Below are 20,864 nucleotides of genomic sequence, written 5' to 3' on the forward strand. Positions count from 1 at the left end.
CCCTTGGGCGGTCCCTGGTTGAGTCTCCTTTCCTCCCAACGTCAGAGTGTGCGCACCGTTGCTTAACTGTCTATTGATTTTTCCTGATCGAAAACGGGTTTTCCGCGCGAAAACATGCAGTTAGCAGCGAACTCGTCGGAGTGCTGACAGAAGCAAAAGGGAAGGCTGCGGCATCCCGCCGCGCGAATCCAACGTCTAATATTGCGATGACGGGCGAACTGGTAATAATGCCGCCGAATTCGCGGCCGCTTCGCCGCGATCCCGCCGGCGTTTCAAGCCGGCGGATTGGTTCGGGAGGAAAGTGAAGAAATGTCCGAGGTTCATGTCCATCGCGTCCAGCCGGCGTGGAAGAAGAACGCGCTGATCGACAATGACACCTACCTGAAATGGTATGCCGACAGCGTCAAGAACCCGGACAAGTTCTGGGGCAAGCACGGCAAGCGCATCGACTGGTTCAAGCCCTTCAGCAAGGTCAAGAACACCTCTTTCAACGGCAAGGTTTCGATCAAGTGGTTCGAGGACGGGTTGACCAACGTCTCGGTCAACTGCATCGACCGGCACCTGAAGAAGCGCGGCAACCAGACCGCTATCATCTGGGAAGGCGACAATCCCTACGACGACAAGAAGATCACCTACAACGAGCTTTACGAGCATGTCTGCCGGCTTGCCAATGTGATGAAGAAGCACGGCGTCAAGAAGGGCGACCGCGTCACCATCTACATGCCTATGATCCCGGAAGCCGCCTATGCGATGCTGGCCTGCACGCGTATCGGCGCCATCCACTCGATCGTCTTCGGCGGCTTTTCGCCGGATGCGCTGGCCGGCCGGATCGACGACTGCAAGTCGACCTTCGTTATCACCGCCGACGAGGGCCTGCGCGGCGGCAAGCCGATCCCGCTGAAGGAAAACACCGACAAGGCGATCGAGATCGCCGCGAAAGCCGGAACGAAAGTCGAAAAGGTGGTGGTCGTGCGCCGCACCGGCGGCAAGACCGGCTGGGTGCCTGGACGCGACGTCTGGTACCATGACGAGGTCGCGACGGTGAAGGCCGAGTGCAAGCCGGAAAAGATGAAGGCCGAGGATCCGCTGTTCATCCTCTACACGTCGGGCTCGACCGGCAAGCCGAAGGGCGTGCTGCACACCACCGCCGGCTACCTCGTCTACGTCTCGATGACGCACCAATATGTCTTCGACTACCATGACGGCGACATCTACTGGTGCACCGCCGATGTCGGCTGGGTCACCGGCCACAGCTACATCGTCTACGGCCCGCTCGCCAACGGCGCCACCACGCTGATGTTCGAAGGCGTGCCGAACTATCCGTCGCAGTCGCGCTTCTGGGACGTCATCGACAAGCACAAGGTCAACATCTTCTACACCGCGCCGACGGCTCTGCGCGCGCTGATGGGCGCCGGCGACTCCCATGTGAAGAAGACATCGCGCAAATCGCTGCGCGTGCTGGGTTCGGTCGGCGAGCCGATCAATCCGGAAGCCTGGGAGTGGTATTTCAACATCGTCGGCAACGCCAAGGTGCCGATCGTCGATACCTGGTGGCAGACCGAGACCGGCGGCATCCTGATCACGCCGCTGCCCGGCGCCACCGACCTCAAGGCAGGTTCGGCGACGCGGCCCTTCTTCGGCGTCAAGCCGCAGCTGGTCGACGGCGAAGGCAAGGTGCTGGAAGGTGCCGCCGACGGCAATCTGTGCATCGCCGATTCCTGGCCCGGACAGATGCGCACCGTCTATGGCGACCACGACCGCTTCATGCAGACCTACTTCTCCACCTACAAGGGCAAGTACTTCACCGGCGATGGCTGCCGCCGCGACGCCGACGGCTATTACTGGATCACCGGCCGCGTCGACGACGTCATCAACGTCTCAGGCCATCGCATGGGCACGGCGGAAGTCGAATCTGCACTGGTCAGCCACGACAAGGTTTCGGAAGCCGCCGTCGTCGGCTACCCGCACGACATCAAGGGCCAGGGCATCTACTGCTACGTCACGCTGATGGGCGGCGAGCAGCCGAGCGAGGAATTGCGCAAGGAGCTGATCGCCCATGTCCGCAAGGACATCGGCGCCATCGCTTCGCCCGACAAGATCCAGTTTGCGCCCGGCCTGCCGAAGACACGTTCCGGCAAGATCATGCGCCGTATCCTGCGCAAGATCGCCGAGGACGATTTTTCAGCCCTCGGCGACACCTCGACGCTTGCCGATCCGGCCGTCGTCGAAGACCTGATCGCTAACCGGCAAAACAAGAAGAGCTGATGCAGACCGCGCTGGGCACTGTCAGTGAGCTGTGGCGCTATCCGGCAAGTTCGCTTGCCGGCGAGCGCCTGGAGGCGATTTCGGTCGAGGTCGAAAGCATCGACGGCGACAGAATGTTCGGCCTTGTTGACGCGACCGACAATGAGATCGCACGACCGGATCGCGAGGCGAAATGGCACAACGTGCCGCGCATCCGGACCCGGCTGTCGCCTGCCCGCGAACTCGAGATCGCCGTCCCGAACGGCGACTGGCTGGCTGCGCCGGGTATCGAGAGCGACCGCGCGGTGTCGGCCTATCTCGGCTTCGAAGCCTCGATCCGGCCGTTTCGCCGCGAGAACGCCGCCTCAGGCTATTCCGGCCCGCTGACGGCGGAGCGCTATCGCAAGGCGCCGATCCATCTGTTGACCACGGCGTCGCTGGCGCGCCTGAAGGCGTTGCATCCAGAGGGCGCCACCGACCCGCGCCGTTTTCGTCCCAACATCGTCGTCGACATGGCGGCAATCGAAGGGTCGTTTCCAGAGACGGAATGGATCGGCCGCAAGTTGGCGATCGGCGACCTGTTGCTGACCATCTCGGAACCCTGTCGCCGCTGCGGTTTCACCATCATAGCCCAGGATGGCTTCGACAATGATCCTGGCATCCTGCGCAATCTGGTCCGCCACAACGCGCACAATCTCGGCGTCTATTGCACGGTCGATCGGCCGGCCAGCGTTGAGGCCGGCGACACGATGCGCTTCCTGTAAGCTACCGATACAGATCCGCCCGCGTCGGCGGCAGCCCGCTCGTGCCGCGCGCGCGCTTGGTGACGACGGTCTGGAAAATCTGTGCCGAGGCGCGTTCGAAGGTGATCGAACAGCCGGTCAGGTAAAGCAGCCACAGCCGCGCCTTGGCTTCGCCCACCTCGGCGATTGCCTCGTCGAACCTTGCGTGCAGACGCTCGGCCCACAGCCTGCAGGTGCGGGCATAGTGCTCGCGCAGGTTCTCGACATCGTAGACGAGGAAGCCGTGGGCTTCGAGATTGCCGAGCGTCATGCCGATCGTGTCGAGTTCGCCGCCGGGGAAGATGTATTTGATCAGCGCCTTGAACTCCGGACCCTTGCGCAAGGTCTTCTTCATGTCGCCCTTGCTGCGCCTGGTGATGGCGTGATGCAGATAGATGCCGCCCGGTTTGAGCAGGCGATGAACGGTCGAGAAATAGGTCGCATGGTTGGCCAGCCCCAGATGCTCGAACATGCCGATCGACGAGATCTTGTCGAAGCTGCCGGTGAGTTCGGCATAGGATTTGATCTCGATGGTGATGCGGTCCTCCAGCCCCTGGGCGCGAATGCGCTCACGGGCCAGCTCGGTCTGCGCCTCCGACAGCGAGACACCATGGCCGATGACGCCATAGTTCTTCGCGGCATGGATGAGCATCGCTCCCCAGCCGCAGCCGATGTCGAGCAGTCGTTCGCCAGGCTTCAGCCGGAGCTTGCGACAGATATGGTCGAGCTTGTCGATCTGCGCTTGATCGATGCTGTTGGCGAAATCCTTGAAGTAGCCGCAGCTGTAGACCATGCGCTCGTCGAGGAAGAGCCGGTAGAAAGCGTTCGAAATGTCATAGTGATGCTGGATCGCTTCCTGGCTCGAACCGCTGACATAAGGGTTGCGACCCGACAGATCGGTCCGCGCAGTCATCTGCTTGCGTGCCAAAAGCACGGAAGGCAGGTCGCGCAGGATCGCCATTTTCGGCAGAGACTTGATCTTGGTTCTGAGCTTGCCTTGCGACGGCAGGGCGTAGAAGTCGAAAATCGTCCCGTCTTCGATGTCTATCGTCTTGGAAATCCACATGTCGATCAGCGTCGACAGGGACGGTCGCTTCACCACTTGCCAGACGATGTCCTGGTCGTTGATGGTGAGCACCGGACCAGTGGCGGGGCCGATCCGCTCCCCAGTCCACAGCCTGACGGCAAATCCCGGCTTCAGCGTCTCGACAACCGTCCGCACGATCCGAGCCGCTCTCTCGGCTGCATCCATGCATCCCTCCCAGAGGGGCCGATCCGGATTGCCGGCTCGGCTCTATGCCATGATCTTGCCTGCCCGGCCGACAGCCCGCAACCCACTGTCGTGCCAAAAGCACCTACCCGACTTTTTCAAACCTGCGCCTTGTCTTTTGCTGCAACGCACCCCATCATGAGTATGTGTTCAACAAATCGAAAGGAGGTGATCCGATGTCGAGTGATTTCGTTTTCCAGAACGTGGCCTCAGCGGATTGCACTTTCGGGAAGCAGTCTTCCCGTTAAGGCGCGAGATGCGCGGCGGCTGACCCATAGGTCATCGCCATAGGGTCGCGCCACGGACGGAAACACGGAAGGCCGCCGGCTTCGAAAGAAGCGGCGGCCTTTTCCGTTTGGGCCGTTCACGACTGAATTGCAGCTATCGAGAGCCTATTTGGCAACGGTGACCTTCTCGATGTTCCGGACGATGTCATCGAACGCCTGCTTCAGTTCCGCACCGGTTGCGGCCTCGTAATAATGCTTAAGCGAGGATGTGTCCGCCGTGGAGCAATCCTGGAGCACGCTTTTCGCCTGGTCTCGTTCCGTCGCCGTCATGGTCGGATCGTTCAGGTCGAAGCCGATCGTGAATATTTCGATGCCGTCACGCTTCATGGCATCGCAGATATCTTCGGCATTGCCACGCGACATCTGGCCCGCGTTCTGTGATTTTGGCGCCCCGCGACTGCCGGCGAACGCTGTGTTGAACTGACCGTCCGTCATCAGGATGGCGACCTTGGCGACTTTCCTCTTGTCGAAATTGGCGGGACCCGCACCGAGCCCGGCATTGACGATTGTCGGGCGCCACGAGGGCGAAAGCATATAGTAGCCCCACTGCACGGCGATGCCGCCGGCGGTCACGCCAGCCGCGCTGAAATCATCGATCGTATCGAGCAGTTTCTCCTCGTCGGCCGACAACGGGATGAGTTCCGACGTCGGGCACGTTCTCATACGATCATCCCGATTGATTCTGGCCAGATACTCTTTGTCGTTGTTGTCCCACCGCGATGTGTAGGGTCCGTCGGATGACGTGTCGGCGTAGCCATCCTTGTCCTTGCGTTCGGTGGCACATTTGTCCGGTGCTGGTGTCACAGACACCGAAACCGGAGCATCCACAGGTGGCGGCAGATCCGGCCCGCCGCTCGTCTCGACGAAGACGCCGTCAGCGAGACCGCCGGCATTCACCGCTTCGGCATAGGGAACAATCGCCACGCGCACGCGTGGGTTTTTCGCATCGATGTTGTTGTCCAGAAGATCGCTGACAGCCCCGGAAGCCGCATTTTGCAGGTCAGCGATCTTATTGGTCTTGGACCAGGCGTTCGGCCCCATCGACCCGGTCACATCGAGCATCATCGCCACTTCGATGGTCTTGTCCGAATAGAGCGCCGTTGTGGAAGCGGTGACGCGTTTCATGTCGCCCGTGCCAAAAATCGGAAAGTACAGCGCGACATCGACATGGGCGTCGGCCTGAACCGTCTTGGCGGTCCTGTTGACAGTCAGCTTGTCGAGCACGACCTGATCGGCCTGCAGGATGCCCGCCGTTCTGTTGGCGTCGAGAAAAGCCTGAACCGATGTGTTGGCATCAGTTTCCTTGATGGCGCCGGTCGTCAGATCGCGTGCCGTCGACGTGACCGCAGCATCGACCACGCTCTGGAGGCTCGATCTGGCATTGTAGAGCTGCGATACGTTGACCGAGAAGCCGACAGCTAGCGCCAAGACCGAGGCGCTAAGGCCGAACAGGACTGCGAAATTTCCACCGCGATCTCTGGCAAACCCGCCGACCGCGTGAACAAGACCCCCGTAACTCCGCATCCTACAGCCTCCGCTTGCCTCGGCCTCGTCGCCGCAGACAGGGCAATGCAGGATTCCAGCCGGATGACGCCGCTGCGCGCCGGAGGGCTGGCTGCTCAGCAACAACTCGTTGTTTTTGTTTGGTTTCGAGCTTCCCAAAGGTGAACGATCGGTAAACAAAAAGACACGGCTGCGGCTTTGTTTACAAACCGCTTACCATCATCTGACCCCAGGATCGCGGGATGTCCGGCGACGTCCTGTTGCGGCACAAGGCTTGTGTGCCGAAGCGGACCATCTGTCCCGAGGTTGCAGGACGTGTTTAGGCCAGCATCTGCGCACTGACGGTCCTGTCGATGCCGTGATAGGGCGGGTTGAACAGGTTGCCTTCCTGTTCGTAGGTCCACACCTTGAACAGGCTGAGCCGATGCGGGCCGAAGCTGTGCAGCAGCGGCACGTCGGTGGCGTCGCGGCCGCGCGCGATGACGATACGGCCGATTCTCGGCGTGTTGTGGCGAGGATCGAACGTGTACCATTTGCCGTCGAGGAACACTTCCAGCCACGCCGAGAAATCCATCGGCGCCGGATCGGCCGGCACGCCGATATCGCCGAGATAGCCATTCACATAGCGCGCCGGAATATTCATGCAGCGGCAGAGCGTGATCGCCAGATGGGCGAAGTCGCGGCAGACACCGACCCGCTCCTCATGCGCCTGCGCCGCGGTGCGGGTCGACCGGGCATAACCGTAGCCGAACGACAGCCGGTTGTGGACATAGTCGACGATGGCCTGCACCCGCGCCCAGCCGGGCGGGAGATGGCCGAAGAGCTGCCAGGCCAGGCCGCTCAGATGGTCGGTCTCGCAATAGCGACTGCCCAGGAGATAACCGAGCACCTCGTCGGGCAGTTCCGCCACCGGCACTTCCCTGGCCAGCGTGTTGACCTCGTCCGTCTCGCCGCTGTCCTCGACAACCGCGTCGTAAAGGATGCGAAAGCCGCCGGCGGGCGCCGTGAACCGGCGGCAGGCATTGCCATACAAATCGTGGTAGAGCCTGGTCGACACGGCAGGCGATGTCAGCACCCGCGTCTGCCGCTTGATGTCAGCCTGCCTGTCCTTGTGGATCTCGAGCAGCGAAACAACCGGGGTAGCCGCTGTGCATTCGATGGCGATTTCGTAGCCGAGCCGGATCAGCATCGCAGTCCCCCTTCGATCGTCGTGGAAAACAGTTCAAACGCGGGGATGGATGCCGTGGTTCCCTGGGCCGATTGAAAAGCCCGGTCCGTGTCTTCCCCTGACGTGGCCGAGACGTTAGGTTCGGGAACGCCACAAGCGCTCCCCCTGGACTCAAGGAAAATCATGTATTCAGGCAGAAAATTCGCGGCCTTCCTTTTCGACATGGACGGCACGCTCATCAATTCCATCGCCTCGGCGGAACGGGTGTGGAGCGATTGGGCACACCGCCAGGGCCTCGATGTCGCCGCTTTCCTGCCGACGATCCATGGCGTGCGGGCGATCGAGACCATCACCGGCCTGGCACTCCCAGGCGTCGACCCGGCGTACGAGGCTGATCTGCTGCTGAAGGCCGAGGCGGCCGATCTGGACGGCATCCTCCAGATCGCCGGCGCAGCCGCATTTCTCAATTCGCTGCCGTCCGAGCGCTGGGCGATCGTGACCTCCGCGCCGCGCGAACTGGCGCTCTTGCGCATGCAGGCCGCCGGCATCCCTGTCCCGGCCATCCTCGTCGCGGCGGAAGATGTTTCCCGTGGCAAGCCGGCGCCCGATTGCTTCCAGCTTGGCGCAGAACGGCTCGGCTTCGACGCGCGCGATTGCCTCGTGTTCGAAGATGCTCCGGCCGGCATCACGGCAGCCGAGGCGGCGGGCGCGGCGGTCATGGTCATCAACGCCACGCACAAGCATCCATTGCCAACGCAGCATGCCGCGATCGCAGGCTACGACACGATCGGCATCACCATCGACGAGCGTGGCTGGATAGCGCTTGAGCCGCAGCGCAGCGCCGCTTAGGCAGCATCTAGAAGTCGCTGGTCAGGCCCTTTACCTCCCAGTCGCCGTAGCGCCCAGGCTCTTTGCCGCCGCGACCGCCGATCTCCTTCGGCGCCGCGGCTTCCTTTTCCAGATACTTCACACGCCTTGCTTCGGCTTCCGCGAGCGCGCGTCTGGCCTCCGGTGTCAACGCCTTTGGCTCGACGCCATGGCCAGGGTCGGCCTCTATTTTACTGGTCTCGTCGTTCATGCGATATTTCCAGCGGATTGAAACAGGAACCGGTGTTTCCCATCATATAGCCATGAGCCCACGACGATCGACCCCTTTTCGCTATTCCCCGGACAGGAGCAGACGATGAACACCATCCGCACCGCCATGCTTCTTGCTGCGATGACCGCGCTGTTCATGGGCGTCGGCTTTTTGATCGGCGGAACCGGCGGCATGATGATCGCCTTCCTGTTCGCCGCCGGCACCAACCTGTTCAGCTACTGGAATGCCGACAAGATGGTGCTGTCGATGAATCGCGCCATCGAGGTCGATGAAAAGAGCGCGCCCGAATATTACGCCATCGTCCAGTCGCTGGCCAAACAGGCCGGCCTGCCGATGCCGAAGACCTACCTGATCGACAATCCGCAGCCGAACGCCTTCGCCACCGGCCGCAATCCGCAGAACGCGGCGGTGGCTGCCTCCACCGGCCTGTTGCAGGCGCTGACGCCTGAAGAGGTCGCAGCGGTGATGGCGCACGAACTCGCCCATGTGCAGCATCGCGACACGCTGACCATGACAATCGTCGCCACCTTTGCCGGCGCCATTTCGATGCTCGGCAATTTCGCCCTCTTCTTCGGCGGCAACCGCGACAACAACAGCCCGTTCGGCTTTGTCGGCGTGCTGGCGGCGATGATCGTGGCGCCCTTTGCCGCGATGATCGTACAGATGGCGGTCAGCCGGACCCGCGAATACGAGGCCGACCGGCGTGGTGCCGAAATCTGTGGACACCCGCTCTGGCTGGCATCGGCGCTTGACAAGATCGCTCGTGGCGCCGAACGCATCCGCAACCCCGATGCCGAGCGCAATCCGGCAACCGCGCATCTCTTCATCATCAATCCTCTTTCCGGCGAGCGCATGGACAGTCTGTTTTCCACCCACCCTGCCACAGAGAACCGTATCGCTGCCTTGCAGGCGATGGCGCGGCAGATGCCCGGCAGCGGCACTCAAGCGCCCCGCCAGGCTCCGACGCCGCCGCCAGCGGACGAACAGCGGCCATCAGGCCCGTGGGATCAGGCAGCACGGCCTGAGCAGCCGGCGGAGCCCGCCAAGCCGAAATCCAACCCGTGGGGTCGCAACCCGACCGGGCCCAAGGGCCGGTGGTCGTGAGCGTGGCGGACAGAGAACCTCGACGCACAGTTTCAGGTGATCAGGAACACAGAGACGGCGGCGACTTCGTTGCCGGTCTCGCCGCCCGCAAGGCGGCGGCGCGCCTGCTTGCCGCCGTCATCGATGCGAGGACACCGCTCGACGGGCTGACCGACCACGAGAACGGCCATCCGCAATACAAGGCGCTCGACCTGCGTGATCGCGGCCTCGTCCGCGCCATTCTGGTTACAGCACTGCGCTATCGCATGACCATATCAGGGCTGCTGGCACGGCGCCTGGAAAAGCCGCTGCCGCCCAACGCCACCGCGCTGTCGCACATATTGCATGTGGCGGCGGCACAGATCCTGTTCCTCGACATTCCCGACAGCGCCGCCGTCGACATTGCGGTGACCCATGCCAAGTCCGATCCGCGCACGGTGCGCTTCTCCGGCCTCGTCAATGGCGTGCTGCGCACGTTGGCGCGCGCCAAGGAAACGGAACTGCCAGTCGCCCTTGCCGCTACCGACGAAGCGCCCAAATGGTTTTCCGATCGGCTGAAGGCCACCTACGGCCCAGAGAAGGCAAGGCAGATCCTGGAAGTCCACCGCGTCGAGGCGCCGGTCGATTTTTCGGTCAAGGCCGATCCCGAGCTTTGGGCCGAAAAGCTCGGCGGTATCGTCCTGCCGACCGGCACGGTCCGTGTGGAGAATCTCGTTGGACCCGTCACCGAACTGCCCGGCTTTGCCGACGGCGCCTGGTGGGTCCAGGACGCCGCGGCCAGTCTGCCGGCCCGGCTGTTCGGCGATGTCAGAGGGCTTCGCGTCGCCGATCTCTGCGCCGCCCCCGGCGGCAAGACCGCGCAGCTCATTCTCGCCGGTGCCAAGGTCACCGCCATCGATACCTCGAAAAACCGGCTGGTAAGGTTGACGCAGAATCTCGACCGACTCGGTCTGTCCGCCGAGATCGTCCAGGCCGACCTGCTCAAATACGAGCCGAAGGAATTGTTCGACGCCGTTCTCCTTGATGCGCCCTGCTCGTCGACCGGCACGGTACGGCGGCATCCCGATGTGCCGTGGACCAAGACGGCGGCCGATGCCGAAAAACTCGCCGACCTGCAACGCCGGCTGCTCGCCCGTGCCGTCACGCTAGTGAAACCCGGCGGCAGGATCGTCTTTTCCAACTGTTCGCTGGACCCACTTGAGGGCGAAGACCTCTATCGTGCCTTTCTGGCCGGCACGGCTGGAATAGCCGACGATCCCCTGCGGCAAGCCGAGATCGCCGGCATCGATCCGTTCCTGACGCCGCAAGGCACGCTGCGCACCACGCCAGCCGATCTTGACCTTGGTTCACCCGGGATTTCCGGTCTCGATGGCTTCTTCGCCGCTCGCATCCGCCGAGCCGGCTAAGGAGTTAACTTACCGGATTTACTGACTTTTTTAGGGAGGGTCTGGGGCAGAACCGCGTGAACCGACACCGCCCCATGGAATTCGCCTTCGCACGAGTCATGCAATCATGTAAACTCTGCGCCGGGGTAGTGGACGATTAGGAGGGGTTTTGGCACTTGCTGCCAGCAGCACGACGCGTCTGTGGACGCTTGTCGCGAAGGAGTTCTGGCGCAAAACGCGCCGGCGCCTGCGTGCTGGGCCGGTCTATCGCTGGCGCTATTCCGGCCGCACACCGGAACGTGTGCTGATCGCACCGCCGGACCTGCGCCTTGCCGACCCGCAGATCGCACTCGAGATCTACTCCGGCCGCTATCCCCTGTCGGGCCATCTGGTCGAGACCGGCGGCAAGTCGCCGTTCCAGATCAACGTGCCCAATCATGGCTGGCAGAAGACGCTGCACGGCTTTCGCTGGCTGCGTCACATGCGCGCCGCCGGCACCGAGCTTGCCGCCGCCAATGCCCGCGCCCTGGTCTCCGACTGGATCGCCATGCATGGCAGCCATATTTCCGGCATCGCCTGGGAGCCCGGCACGACGGCCAAGCGCATCATCGCCTGGCTGCAGCACTCCTCAGTCGTATTGCAGGGCGCCGAGTTCCCCTTCTACCGCGCCTTCCTGAAGTCGGTTGCCGTCCAGATCCGCTACCTCAGGTCGATGGCCCGCGAAATGCCCGACGGCAAGGACAGGCTGCGCGCCCGCATCGCGCTCGCCTTCGCCGCTTTGTCCCTGCCGGCGCCGGCATCGGCGCTGCGCGGCGCGACCCGCAACCTTGCCGAGGAACTCGACCGCCAGATCCTCGCCGACGGCGGCCACATTTCGCGCAATCCGATGGTCGTGCTGGAAATCCTCGCCGACCTTCTGCCGCTGCGCCAGACCTATGCCAACCAGGCGGAGACGCCGCCGCAGGCACTGATCGGGGCCATCGACCGCATGCTGCCGGCGCTGCGCTTCTTCCGCCATCAGGATGGCAGCCTCGCCCGCTTCAACGGCATGGGCGCCACCATCCACGACCGCATCGCCACCATACTGCGCCACGATGATACCGCCGGCGCACCGCTGCTGCATGCGCCGCATTCCGGCTATGAGCGCCTGTCGATGGGCGGCACCACGGTCATCGCCGACACCGGCCTGCCGCCGCCGGTCGACGTGTCCAACGCCGCACACGCCAGCTGCCTCGCCTTCGAACTGTCGTCCGGCCGCCAGCACTACATCGTCAACGCCGGTATCGACACCTATGGCGCGGCGGAATTCCGGCCGCTGGCGCGCGCCACCGCCGCGCACTCGACCGCCACCATCAACGACACCTCGTCGGCACGCTTCAGCCATTCGCTGCGCGTCAACGACCTGCTCGGTTCGCCGCTGATCGGCGGCCCGCAGCATGTGCAGTGCAAGCGCACCGACCAGAAAGGCGTTCAGGGCTTCATCGCCCGCCATGACGGCTATGTCCCGCGCTTCGGCTTCTTGCATGAGCGCGAACTGAAACTGTCGTCCAACGGCAATGTGCTGGCCGGCAGGGACCGCTTCCAGCGGCCCGGCAATGCGGCGATCCGTAACAATGGCCGCGACCTCGTCACCGTCCGCTTCCACGTCCACCCCGACATCAACCTGCTGCAGGACGAGCATGATCGCCTGGTGCTGGCCGCCGATCAGGCCGACACCTGGGTGTTCACCGCTAGCGAAGTGGTGCCGGAGGTCGAGGAATCGATTTATTTCGCCGGTCTTGGCGGCCCGCGCCGCAGCCGCCAGATCGTGCTTGCCTTCAAGGCCTCGGAAGTCGCCGAAGTCCACTGGCAGCTGACGCGCACCAGCATCGCCGGCTACCCGGAAAACAACTGAGCCTACCTGACCGCCGGTTTGATTTCCGGGCATCCTGTGCTACGGGCGCGGGCATCCATCACACCAGCCGTGAAAGGCCGCCAGCCCATGGCCGTCGCCGCCAAGAACATTCCCGCACCCGACCTCGTTCCCGTGCGCCGCGCCCTGCTCTCCGTCTTCGACAAGACCGGCCTCATCGATTTCGCCAAAGCACTGGCAGCAGCCGGTGTCGAGCTGGTCTCGACCGGCGGCACGGCAAAGGCGATCACTGACGCGGGCTTGGCGGTGCGCGACGTCTCCGAACTCACCGGTTTTCCCGAGATCATGAATGGCCGCGTCAAGACCTTGCATCCCAGCGTGCATGGCGCGCTGCTTGGCGTGCGCGACGACCCGGAGCATTCCGCGGCGATGCGCAAATACGGCATCGAGCCGATCGATCTCGTCGTCTCCAATCTGTATCCGTTCGAGGAGGTCCGCCGCTCCGGCGCCGACTACGCATCGATCGTCGAAAACATCGATATTGGCGGACCGGCGATGATCCGAGCCTCGGCCAAGAACCACGCCTATGTCGCCATCGTCACCGATCCCGGCGACTACGCCTCGGTGCTGAACGCGCTGGAGATGAACATCGGCTCGCTGTCGCTGGATTTCCGCAAGAAGCTGGCGGCCAAGGCCTTTGCCCGCACCGCCACCTATGACGCGGCGATTTCCGGCTGGTTCGCCGAGGCGCTCGAGATCGAACACCCGACGTGGCGCGCCTTTGGCGGCAGGCTGGTCGAGGTGATGCGCTATGGCGAGAACCCGCATCAGAGCGCCGGCTTCTACGTCAACGGCGACAAGCGGCCGGGCGTCGCCACGGCGCGCCAGCTGCAGGGCAAGCAGTTGTCCTACAACAACATCAACGACACCGACGCCGCCTTCGAACTGGTCGGCGAGTTCGACCCCGACCTTTCCGCCGCCGTCGCCATCATCAAGCACGCCAACCCGTGCGGCGTTGCTGAAGGCGCCTCGCTGAAGGCGGCCTACGCCAAGGCGCTGGCCTGCGACCCCGTCTCGGCCTTCGGCGGCATCATCGCCGTCAACCGCATCCTCGACGCCGAGGCGGCCGAAGAGATCGTCAAGACCTTCACCGAGGTGATCATCGCGCCCGGCGCCACCGACGAGGCAGCGGCCATCGTCGCGGCGAAGAAGAATTTGCGCCTGCTGGTCACCGGTGGGCTGCCGGACCCACGCACGCCGGGCACGACGGTCAAATCCGTCGCCGGCGGCCTGCTCGTCCAGGGCCGGGACAACGCCGTCGTCGACGACCTCGAACTGAAAGTGGTGACCAGGAGGGCGCCGACGCCGGCCGAAATGGCCGACCTGAAATTCGCCTTCCGCATCGCCAAGCACGTCAAGTCCAACGCCATCGTCTACGTCAGGGAAAGCGCCACCGTCGGCATCGGCGCCGGCCAGATGAGCCGGGTCGATTCCTCACGCATCGCCGCCCGCAAGGCACTCGACGCCGCCGAGGCCGCCGGCCTCGCCGAACCGCTGACCAAGGGCTCGGTCGTCGCCTCCGACGCCTTCTTCCCCTTCGCCGACGGATTGCTGTCGGCGATCGCCGCCGGCGCCACCGCCGTCATCCAGCCGGGTGGCTCGATGAACGACAAGGACGTCATCGCCGCCGCCGACGAGCACGGCATCGCCATGGTGTTTACGGGGATCAGGCATTTCCGGCATTAGTCTAGCGCCTTTTCCTTCCCCCACATGGGAGAAGGAAAAGCAGCTATTGGCTTGGCCGGTCCGCCGGATAGGGCGTCTTGACCAGGATCGCCATGCCGATCCCAAGGAACAGCACGATCACCGCCATGCCGAGCCGCGCCGAGCCGCTGGCCAGGGTGACGGATGCGACCATGAACGGCGCCAGGAAACTGGTAGCCCGCCCGGCCAGCGCATAAATGCCGAAATAGCGGCCGGATTCTGCCGCCGTGACGCTGCGCGCCATGTAGGACCGCGACGACGCCTGCACCGGCCCGAAAGCCACGCCGATCAACAGGCCGAAGAAGATGTACGCCTTTTCCGCCGCCGTACCGAAAAGGCCGCCACCGTCCGGCCCAGGCATCATCCAGAGGCCGAACAACGTGTAGCCCGGTCCGGTCGAGACGATGCCGATCGTGGCGATGCTGAGCAGGACAAGCGAGATCATCACGATGGTTTTGGAGCCAAGCGCCGTGTCGAGACGGGCTGCAACCAGGCAGCCGAAGATGGCGACGACGTTGAGAATGATGCCGAAAATGCCGATCTCGGTGATCGACCAATGGAACATTGCAGCCGCAAAGGTGCCGCCCAGTGCCAGCAGCGCATTGACGCCGTCCTGATAGATCATGCGGGCGACGAGGAAGCGGAAGATACCGCTGCGCTTGCGCACCTCACCCAGCGTTACTTTCAGCTCCGCCAGCCCCTCTCGCACCGCCGGGCCGATCGGCAGGCCTTTGAGGGCATCGGGGGTGAAGAAGAACATCGGCAGGATGAACAGGAAGTACCAGCCTGCGGACAAAGGCCCCGTCGCGCGCGCGTCCTCGCCGAGTTTTGGGTCTAGCGAGAAGAGCGGGTCGATACCGATAATCGTCTTGCCGGTCTCCGGCGAGCCGGCCAGGCAGGCGACGACGAAGATCAGCGCAATCATGCCGCCGAGATAACCAAGGCCCCAGGCCATGTTGGAAACCCGGCCGATCTCGCTCTTCGGCACCAGGCGCGGCATCATCGAATCGTTGAACACCGTCGAAAACTCGGCCGCGACCGACGCCAGGGAGAAGAAGAAGACGACCATGAAAAGGCTCGAACCGGGGGCCGCGAACCAAAGCAGGCAAAGGCAGGTGATCTTGACAGCGGCGAAGAACGCGATCCATGGCTTGCGCGGCCCGGTCTGGTCGGCGATCGAGCCGAGGATGGGCGACAGCACGGCGATGACAAGGCCCGCCGCGGCGATGCCGTAGCCCCAGGCCGCCTGGCCGGTTTCCGGATCGCTCGCCATGCGCGAGACGAAGTAGGGTCCGAAGATGAAGGTGGTCACGACCGTGAAGAACGGCTGCGCCGCCCAGTCGAACAGCATCCATCCCCAGATGCCGCGCCCGGACGCACGCTGCACTGCTACCTCGGTCATGTCCCCTCCGATCGCCTTCGTAACACTGGCGGTTGGCATCATGTCTGCATGTTTTCCCGTGCTCATGCAAACGACTGCGATTGGCGCTGTTCCAGCCGAACGGGCAGCGCCAACCTCGCCAAGCGAATCTCGCTCACATCCCCGTCAGATCGCTCATCAGCCCAGACGCGACCGACAGCCGCGATACGGTGATGTCGCCGCCCTCGGTCAGCGCCTGCAGCCGCTCGCGGATGCGAGCCACGCGCTCGCCCCCGGCTTCCAGCCAGGCCGCCACCGGATCGGCCGTCTTGGCGTGGCCGGTGAGTGCCGCCACCGCGATGCCGCGCCGTGCCGAGCCGATCGTGTCGGTGGCACGCGATAACGCAAGCTGATCGTAATAGTCCGAGGGCGTGATCGAGCGCGCCGCGTCCTCGACACGCGGGATGCGGAAGGCATCGCTGACCGCGAAGAACGCCTTGGCCGCGGCAACGATGTCGGCGCCGGCGGTGCGGGCCGTCAGCGCGATGTCGGGGATGAGTTCCGCCACCTCGCTCAGCGCCAGCTGTTCGGCCAGCCTTTCCGGCGCGCCGCTCTTGAACAGCCCGTGCCGCTTCTCCTCGATCCGCTCGCGCGAGAAGGCCGGCAGCAGCGAAACGAGCTTGGGCTCCAGCGCCTTGCGCGCTTCCTGCAGCTCAGTGATGCGCTCGCCAAGCGGTGTCGTGCGGGCATCGTTCTTGAGATACCAGCCACTGGTCACATAGATCAGCCGGCTGACCATCTGATAGAGATCGAGCTGCACCTGGCCGTCGATCTGGTTGTCGAGCGCGTCGATCTCGCGATAGAGCCCCGGCAGGGCAAAGCCGTCGCGCACAACCGCGAAGGTGCGCACCACGTCAGCGGCGGTGCGCCCCGTGGCTTCCTGCAGCCGGTTGACGAAGGACGGGCCGCCGCGATTGACCAGGTCATTGGCGACGACGCGGGTAATGATCTCGCGGCGCAGCCGGTGGCCGTTGATCTCGGCGGCGTATTTCTTCGCCATCCGGTCCGGGAAATAACCCATCAGGTCGCGATCGAAATGCCCGTCGTCAGGCACGTCGCTGGCGACGATGTCGGAAAACAGCACGATCTTGGCATAGGCGAGCAACACGCCGAGCTCGGCCCTGGTCAGCGGTTCGCCGCGCGCTTCGCGCTCGGCGAGTGCCGCCGGCGACGGCAGCGTCTCCACAGTGCGGTTGAGCAGGCCGCGCGCCTCCAGCGCGGTCATGAAACGGCTCTGATGCGCGATGTCGGCGAGGCCGCGCTTGCGGGCGATCGAGAGCGCCAGCGTCTGCTGGTAGTTGTTGGACAGCACCAGCGAGCCGACCTCCTCGGTCATCTCGGCCAGCAGCTTGTTGCGTGCCGGCCGCGTCAACGATCCCCTGCGCATGGCGGACGCCAGCGCGATCTTGATGTTGACCTCGACGTCGGAGCAGTTGACGCCGCCCGAATTGTCGATGGCGTCGGAATTGCAGCGGCCGCCATTCAGGCCGAATTCGATGCGCGCACGCTGCGTGACGCCGAGATTGGCACCCTCGCCGATCACCTTGGCGCGCACGTCGAGCGCGGTGATGCGGATGGCATCGTTGGCACGGTCGCCGACCTCGGCGTTTGTTTCGGTCGATGCCCGCAAATACGTGCCGATGCCGCCGAACCACAACAGGTCGACCGGCGCCCTGAGGATCGCGGTCATGATTTCGACCGGCGTGGCGGTGGTCTTGGCCAAGCCGATCGCAGCCGCAGCTGCCGCCGGCAAGGTAATCGACTTCTGGTTGCGCGAGACGATGATGCCGCCTTCCGACAGTTTCGTCTTGTCATAGTCCTGCCAGCTCGAACGCGGCAGCGCGAACATGCGCTCGCGCTCGGCCATCGACGCCGCCATGTCGGGATCGGGATCGATGAAGATATCGCGATGGTCGAAGGCGGCGATCAGCCTGGTCTTCGGCGACAAAAGCATGCCGTTGCCGAACACGTCGCCGGACATGTCGCCGACACCGACGACGGTGAAGGACGACGTCTGGATGTCGCGGTTGATCTCGCGGAAATGCCGCTTGACCGCTTCCCAGGCGCCCTTGGCGGTGATGCCCATCTTCTTGTGGTCATAGCCGGCCGAGCCGCCGCTGGCGAAAGCGTCATCGAGCCAGAAGCCGTGCTTCTCCGAGATCGCGTTGGCGGTGTCGGAAAAGGTCGCCGTGCCCTTGTCGGCGGCAACGACGAAATACGGATCGTCAGGGTCGCGTCTGACAACGCCGGCCGGCGGGATGACGCCGTCGAGGCCGATATTGTCGGTGATCGACAGCAGGCTGGAGACAAAGTTCTTGTAGGCCGAAGTACCGGCCTCGAAAATCGCGTCGCGGCCGGCGCTCATCGGCAGCTGTTTCGGATAGAAGCCGCCCTTGGCACCGACAGGGACGATGACGGCATTCTTGACCTGCTGCGCCTTGACCAGGCCGAGCACCTCGGTGCGGTAGTCCTGGGCGCGGTCAGACCAGCGCAGGCCGCCACGCGCCACCGGGCCGAAGCGCAGATGCAGGCCTTCGACCTCGGATCCGTAGACGAAGATCTCCCGCCACGGCCGCGGCGCCGGCAATCCCTCGACCGCGTGCGAGTCCAGCTTGATTGCCAGTGACTGGCCTTTCTCTTTCGTATCGGCAACGAAATGATTGGTGCGCAGCGAGGCTTCGATCAGATTGAGATAGCGCCGGATGATGGTGTCGTCATCGATGTTGGGGACGTCTTCCAGCGCATCCCTGATCTTGGCCTTGAGATGTTTTGCCGCGACCACGCCCCCGGTCTCCGCCGTCGGGCCAAGCCGGGCGATGAACAGCGCATGCAGGCCACGCGCGATGTCGGGATAGCGGTTGAGCGCGGCGGCGATGAAATCCTGGCTTTGCGGAATGCCTACCTGCTGCAGATAGCGGCCATAGGCGCGCAGGATGGTGATCTCGCCCGACCACAGCCCGGCGGTCTGGGCAAGGCCGTTATAGCCGTCATTGTCGACGTCGCCGCGCCAGGCGGACAGGAATGCGTCCTCAAACAGCGCGCCGCCATCGGTAAGGTCGATCGGCTTGCCGTAGCTGTTTTCCAACTCCATGTCGTGGATGAAGACCAAGCCGGACTGGTCGTCGCCGACCTCGAAAGTGCGCTCGCTGATGACGCGGAAGCCGATGTTTTCCAGCACCGGTACGCGGCGTGACAGCGCGACGGGGCTGCCGTGGTGATAGATCTTCAGCGCCGCCTGGTGCGGCTTCTGCTCGGCATGGCGATAATAGTCGATGGCGATCGGATTGCCGGCGCTGATCTTCGCGATGCGCCCGGCATCGGCCAGCGCCACCGCCGCGCTGAACGAATCGCGGTAGCTTTCCGGCAGCCGCGCGGCGATGCTCTTCAACGCCTGGTCGCCGCCACTGGCCTCCGCCGCATCGGAAAGGGCATCTTCCCAGGTGCGCACGATGTCGCGGATCGCCGCCTCGATCGTCGCTTGCTCGACCTTCGGCGTCTTGCCGCCGGAGCGGCCGATGATGAAGTGCACCCGCGCCAGCCCGCCTTCGGGGAAGGCCGGGTAATAGGCCGACAGCCGGCCTTCGAACACGGTCTTCAGATAGCTGCCGATCTTCTCGCGCACGACGCTGTCGTAGCGGTCGCGCGGCACGAAGACGAGGATCGAAACGAAGCGGTCGAACTGGTCGGCGCGCACCAGCGCCCGCACCCGCGGCCGCTCGACCAGGCCGAGAATGGCGGCGGCATGCTTCCTCAGGACCGGCACGGGCACCTGGAACAGTTCGTCGCGCGGATAGCTCTCCAGCACGTTGATCAGCGCCTTGCCGGAGTGATCGTGCCTGTCGAAGCCGGACTTGGCGATGATGGTTTCGGCCTTGGACCTGAGATACGGAATCTTCATCACCGAGCGCGTGTAGGCGGTCGAGGTGAACAGGCCGACGATGCGCAACTCGCCCGCAAGCGTGCCCTTGGCGGTGTAGGTCTTGACGCCGATGTAATCGAGATAGATGCGGCGATGCACGGACGATTTGGCATTGGCCTTGGTGACGATCAGCGGCTCCGGCCCATGCAGGAAGGCGCGGATTTCGGGCGTCGTCGTCACCGCTTCGGTGCCGCGTCTCAGCACCAGCACGTCGGGATCGGACAGGATGCCGAGACCGGGCTTGTCGGCGCGCTCCAGCGTGCCGCTTTCCTCGCCGCCGGTGTATTTGAACTCACGCATGCCGAGGAATGTGAAATTGTCGTCGCGCAGCCACTCCAGGAAGGCGATCGCCTCGGCAACGCTCTTCTTGTCGAGCGGTACCGCCGAATAGCGGAACTCCGAGATCGCCTGGTCGAGGCGGGCCAGCATCGGCTTCCAGTCGTGGACGGCGGCGTGAACCTGGCCGAGCATCTTGCGCAGCCGCTCGGTCAATCCGCTCGCCTGCTCGGCGGTCAGCCGCGGAATGTGGACATGGATGACGCTCAGCCGGTCGTGATTGCCGTCATCCTTGGCGAAATTGCCGTCGCCGAGGATTTCGTCCACACCGCCTTTGCCGTGGCGCACCACGATGACCGGATGGGTGACCAGTGTCGGTTCGCCTGATGTCTCGGTGATCTCGCCGAGAATGGAATCGAACAGGAACGGCATGTTGTCGTTGACTACCGTGATAACGGTCACCGGGCGGCCGTCTCGCGCAACGCCGGAATCGGCATCGACGGCGACGACGCACTCGCCTTTTTTGTGAACGGCAATCGCCTTGCCGGCGAGATCGGCGGCGCGTTCGAGGTCGGCCACCTCATAGGTGGCGATGTCCTCAGCCGGCGCGCGGGCGAGCAGATAGTCGGCAAGCCTGGCTGGCCTTTCCTCCGCTTTTGTCGCTGCCGTGGCTTTTTTCTTCGGCTTGCTCGCGGATTTCACGCTGGCCATGACGCACTTCCCTCCCGTCAATGCTTTTACGACTATGGTAGCAGATGACCGCTGTTTGGCGACAAAGGTTTGACGGCTTGCAAAGAAATATCGGAATTCGG

General features: G+C 63.9%; 13 protein-coding genes. 7 read left to right on the top strand and 6 right to left on the bottom strand.

Annotated features, from left to right (window positions below):
- Window positions 1–309: 309 nt before the first annotated feature.
- Window positions 310–2,265 (top strand): acetate--CoA ligase, encoded by a 1,956-nt coding sequence (gene acs, locus ACFOJ9_RS31610; protein ID WP_378984970.1) that lies wholly within the window; start codon window positions 310–312, stop codon window positions 2,263–2,265.
- Window positions 2,265–3,008, top strand: coding sequence for an MOSC domain-containing protein (locus tag ACFOJ9_RS31615; protein WP_378984972.1), 744 nt, complete (start codon window positions 2,265–2,267; stop codon window positions 3,006–3,008). The genes acs and ACFOJ9_RS31615 overlap by 1 nt, the downstream gene beginning before the upstream one ends.
- Before the next feature lies 1 nt (window position 3,009).
- On the opposite strand, the gene ACFOJ9_RS31620 is transcribed toward ACFOJ9_RS31615, so the two are convergent.
- From ACFOJ9_RS31620 to ACFOJ9_RS31630, 3 genes are all read right to left on the bottom strand, one after another.
- Window positions 3,010–4,278, bottom strand: a complete 1,269-nt coding sequence (locus ACFOJ9_RS31620) for a class I SAM-dependent methyltransferase (RefSeq protein WP_378984974.1) — start codon at window positions 4,276–4,278, stop codon at window positions 3,010–3,012.
- Between the two features lie 410 nt (window positions 4,279–4,688).
- Window positions 4,689–6,107, bottom strand: a complete 1,419-nt coding sequence (locus ACFOJ9_RS31625; RefSeq protein ID WP_378984976.1) for a pilus assembly protein TadG-related protein — start codon at window positions 6,105–6,107, stop codon at window positions 4,689–4,691.
- A 298-nt stretch (window positions 6,108–6,405) separates the two neighbouring features.
- The gene (locus ACFOJ9_RS31630; protein WP_378984978.1) at window positions 6,406–7,275 is read right to left on the bottom strand and encodes a transglutaminase-like domain-containing protein; all 870 of its coding nucleotides are present in this window, start codon (window positions 7,273–7,275) and stop codon (window positions 6,406–6,408) included.
- A gap of 162 nt (window positions 7,276–7,437) precedes the next feature.
- On the opposite strand from ACFOJ9_RS31630, the gene ACFOJ9_RS31635 reads away from it, so the two are divergent.
- Window positions 7,438–8,103: an HAD-IA family hydrolase gene (locus ACFOJ9_RS31635; RefSeq protein ID WP_378984980.1), complete on the top strand. Its 666-nt coding sequence runs from the start codon at window positions 7,438–7,440 to the stop codon at window positions 8,101–8,103.
- A 7-nt stretch (window positions 8,104–8,110) separates the two neighbouring features.
- On the opposite strand, the gene ACFOJ9_RS31640 is transcribed toward ACFOJ9_RS31635, so the two are convergent.
- Complete coding sequence (locus ACFOJ9_RS31640; RefSeq protein ID WP_378984982.1) at window positions 8,111–8,332, bottom strand: DUF1674 domain-containing protein; 222 nt, start codon at window positions 8,330–8,332, stop codon at window positions 8,111–8,113.
- 105 nt (window positions 8,333–8,437) lie between these two features.
- Between ACFOJ9_RS31640 and htpX the strand changes: the two genes are divergently transcribed.
- From htpX to purH, 4 genes are all read left to right on the top strand, one after another.
- Window positions 8,438–9,457: a zinc metalloprotease HtpX gene (gene htpX, locus ACFOJ9_RS31645; protein ID WP_378984984.1), complete on the top strand. Its 1,020-nt coding sequence runs from the start codon at window positions 8,438–8,440 to the stop codon at window positions 9,455–9,457.
- On the top strand, window positions 9,454–10,842 hold the full coding sequence (locus ACFOJ9_RS31650) for an RsmB/NOP family class I SAM-dependent RNA methyltransferase (RefSeq protein ID WP_378984986.1): 1,389 nt from the start codon (window positions 9,454–9,456) through the stop codon (window positions 10,840–10,842). Before htpX ends, ACFOJ9_RS31650 begins: the two co-directional genes overlap by 4 nt.
- A gap of 148 nt (window positions 10,843–10,990) precedes the next feature.
- Window positions 10,991–12,715: a heparinase II/III family protein gene (locus tag ACFOJ9_RS31655; protein WP_378984988.1), complete on the top strand. Its 1,725-nt coding sequence runs from the start codon at window positions 10,991–10,993 to the stop codon at window positions 12,713–12,715.
- Window positions 12,716–12,802: 87 nt separating this feature from the next.
- On the top strand, window positions 12,803–14,419 hold the full coding sequence (gene purH / locus ACFOJ9_RS31660; RefSeq protein ID WP_378984990.1) for a bifunctional phosphoribosylaminoimidazolecarboxamide formyltransferase/IMP cyclohydrolase: 1,617 nt from the start codon (window positions 12,803–12,805) through the stop codon (window positions 14,417–14,419).
- A gap of 43 nt (window positions 14,420–14,462) precedes the next feature.
- Here purH and ACFOJ9_RS31665 read toward each other — a convergent pair whose 3' ends face one another.
- On the bottom strand, window positions 14,463–15,839 hold the full coding sequence (locus tag ACFOJ9_RS31665) for an MFS transporter (RefSeq protein WP_378984992.1): 1,377 nt from the start codon (window positions 15,837–15,839) through the stop codon (window positions 14,463–14,465).
- Window positions 15,840–15,972: 133 nt separating this feature from the next.
- On the bottom strand, window positions 15,973–20,763 hold the full coding sequence (locus ACFOJ9_RS31670; protein ID WP_378984994.1) for an NAD-glutamate dehydrogenase: 4,791 nt from the start codon (window positions 20,761–20,763) through the stop codon (window positions 15,973–15,975).
- Between the last annotated feature and the right edge of the window lie 101 nt (window positions 20,764–20,864).

The organism is Mesorhizobium cantuariense (assembly GCF_042647205.1).
GTDB lineage: Bacteria > Pseudomonadota > Alphaproteobacteria > Rhizobiales > Rhizobiaceae > Mesorhizobium > Mesorhizobium cantuariense.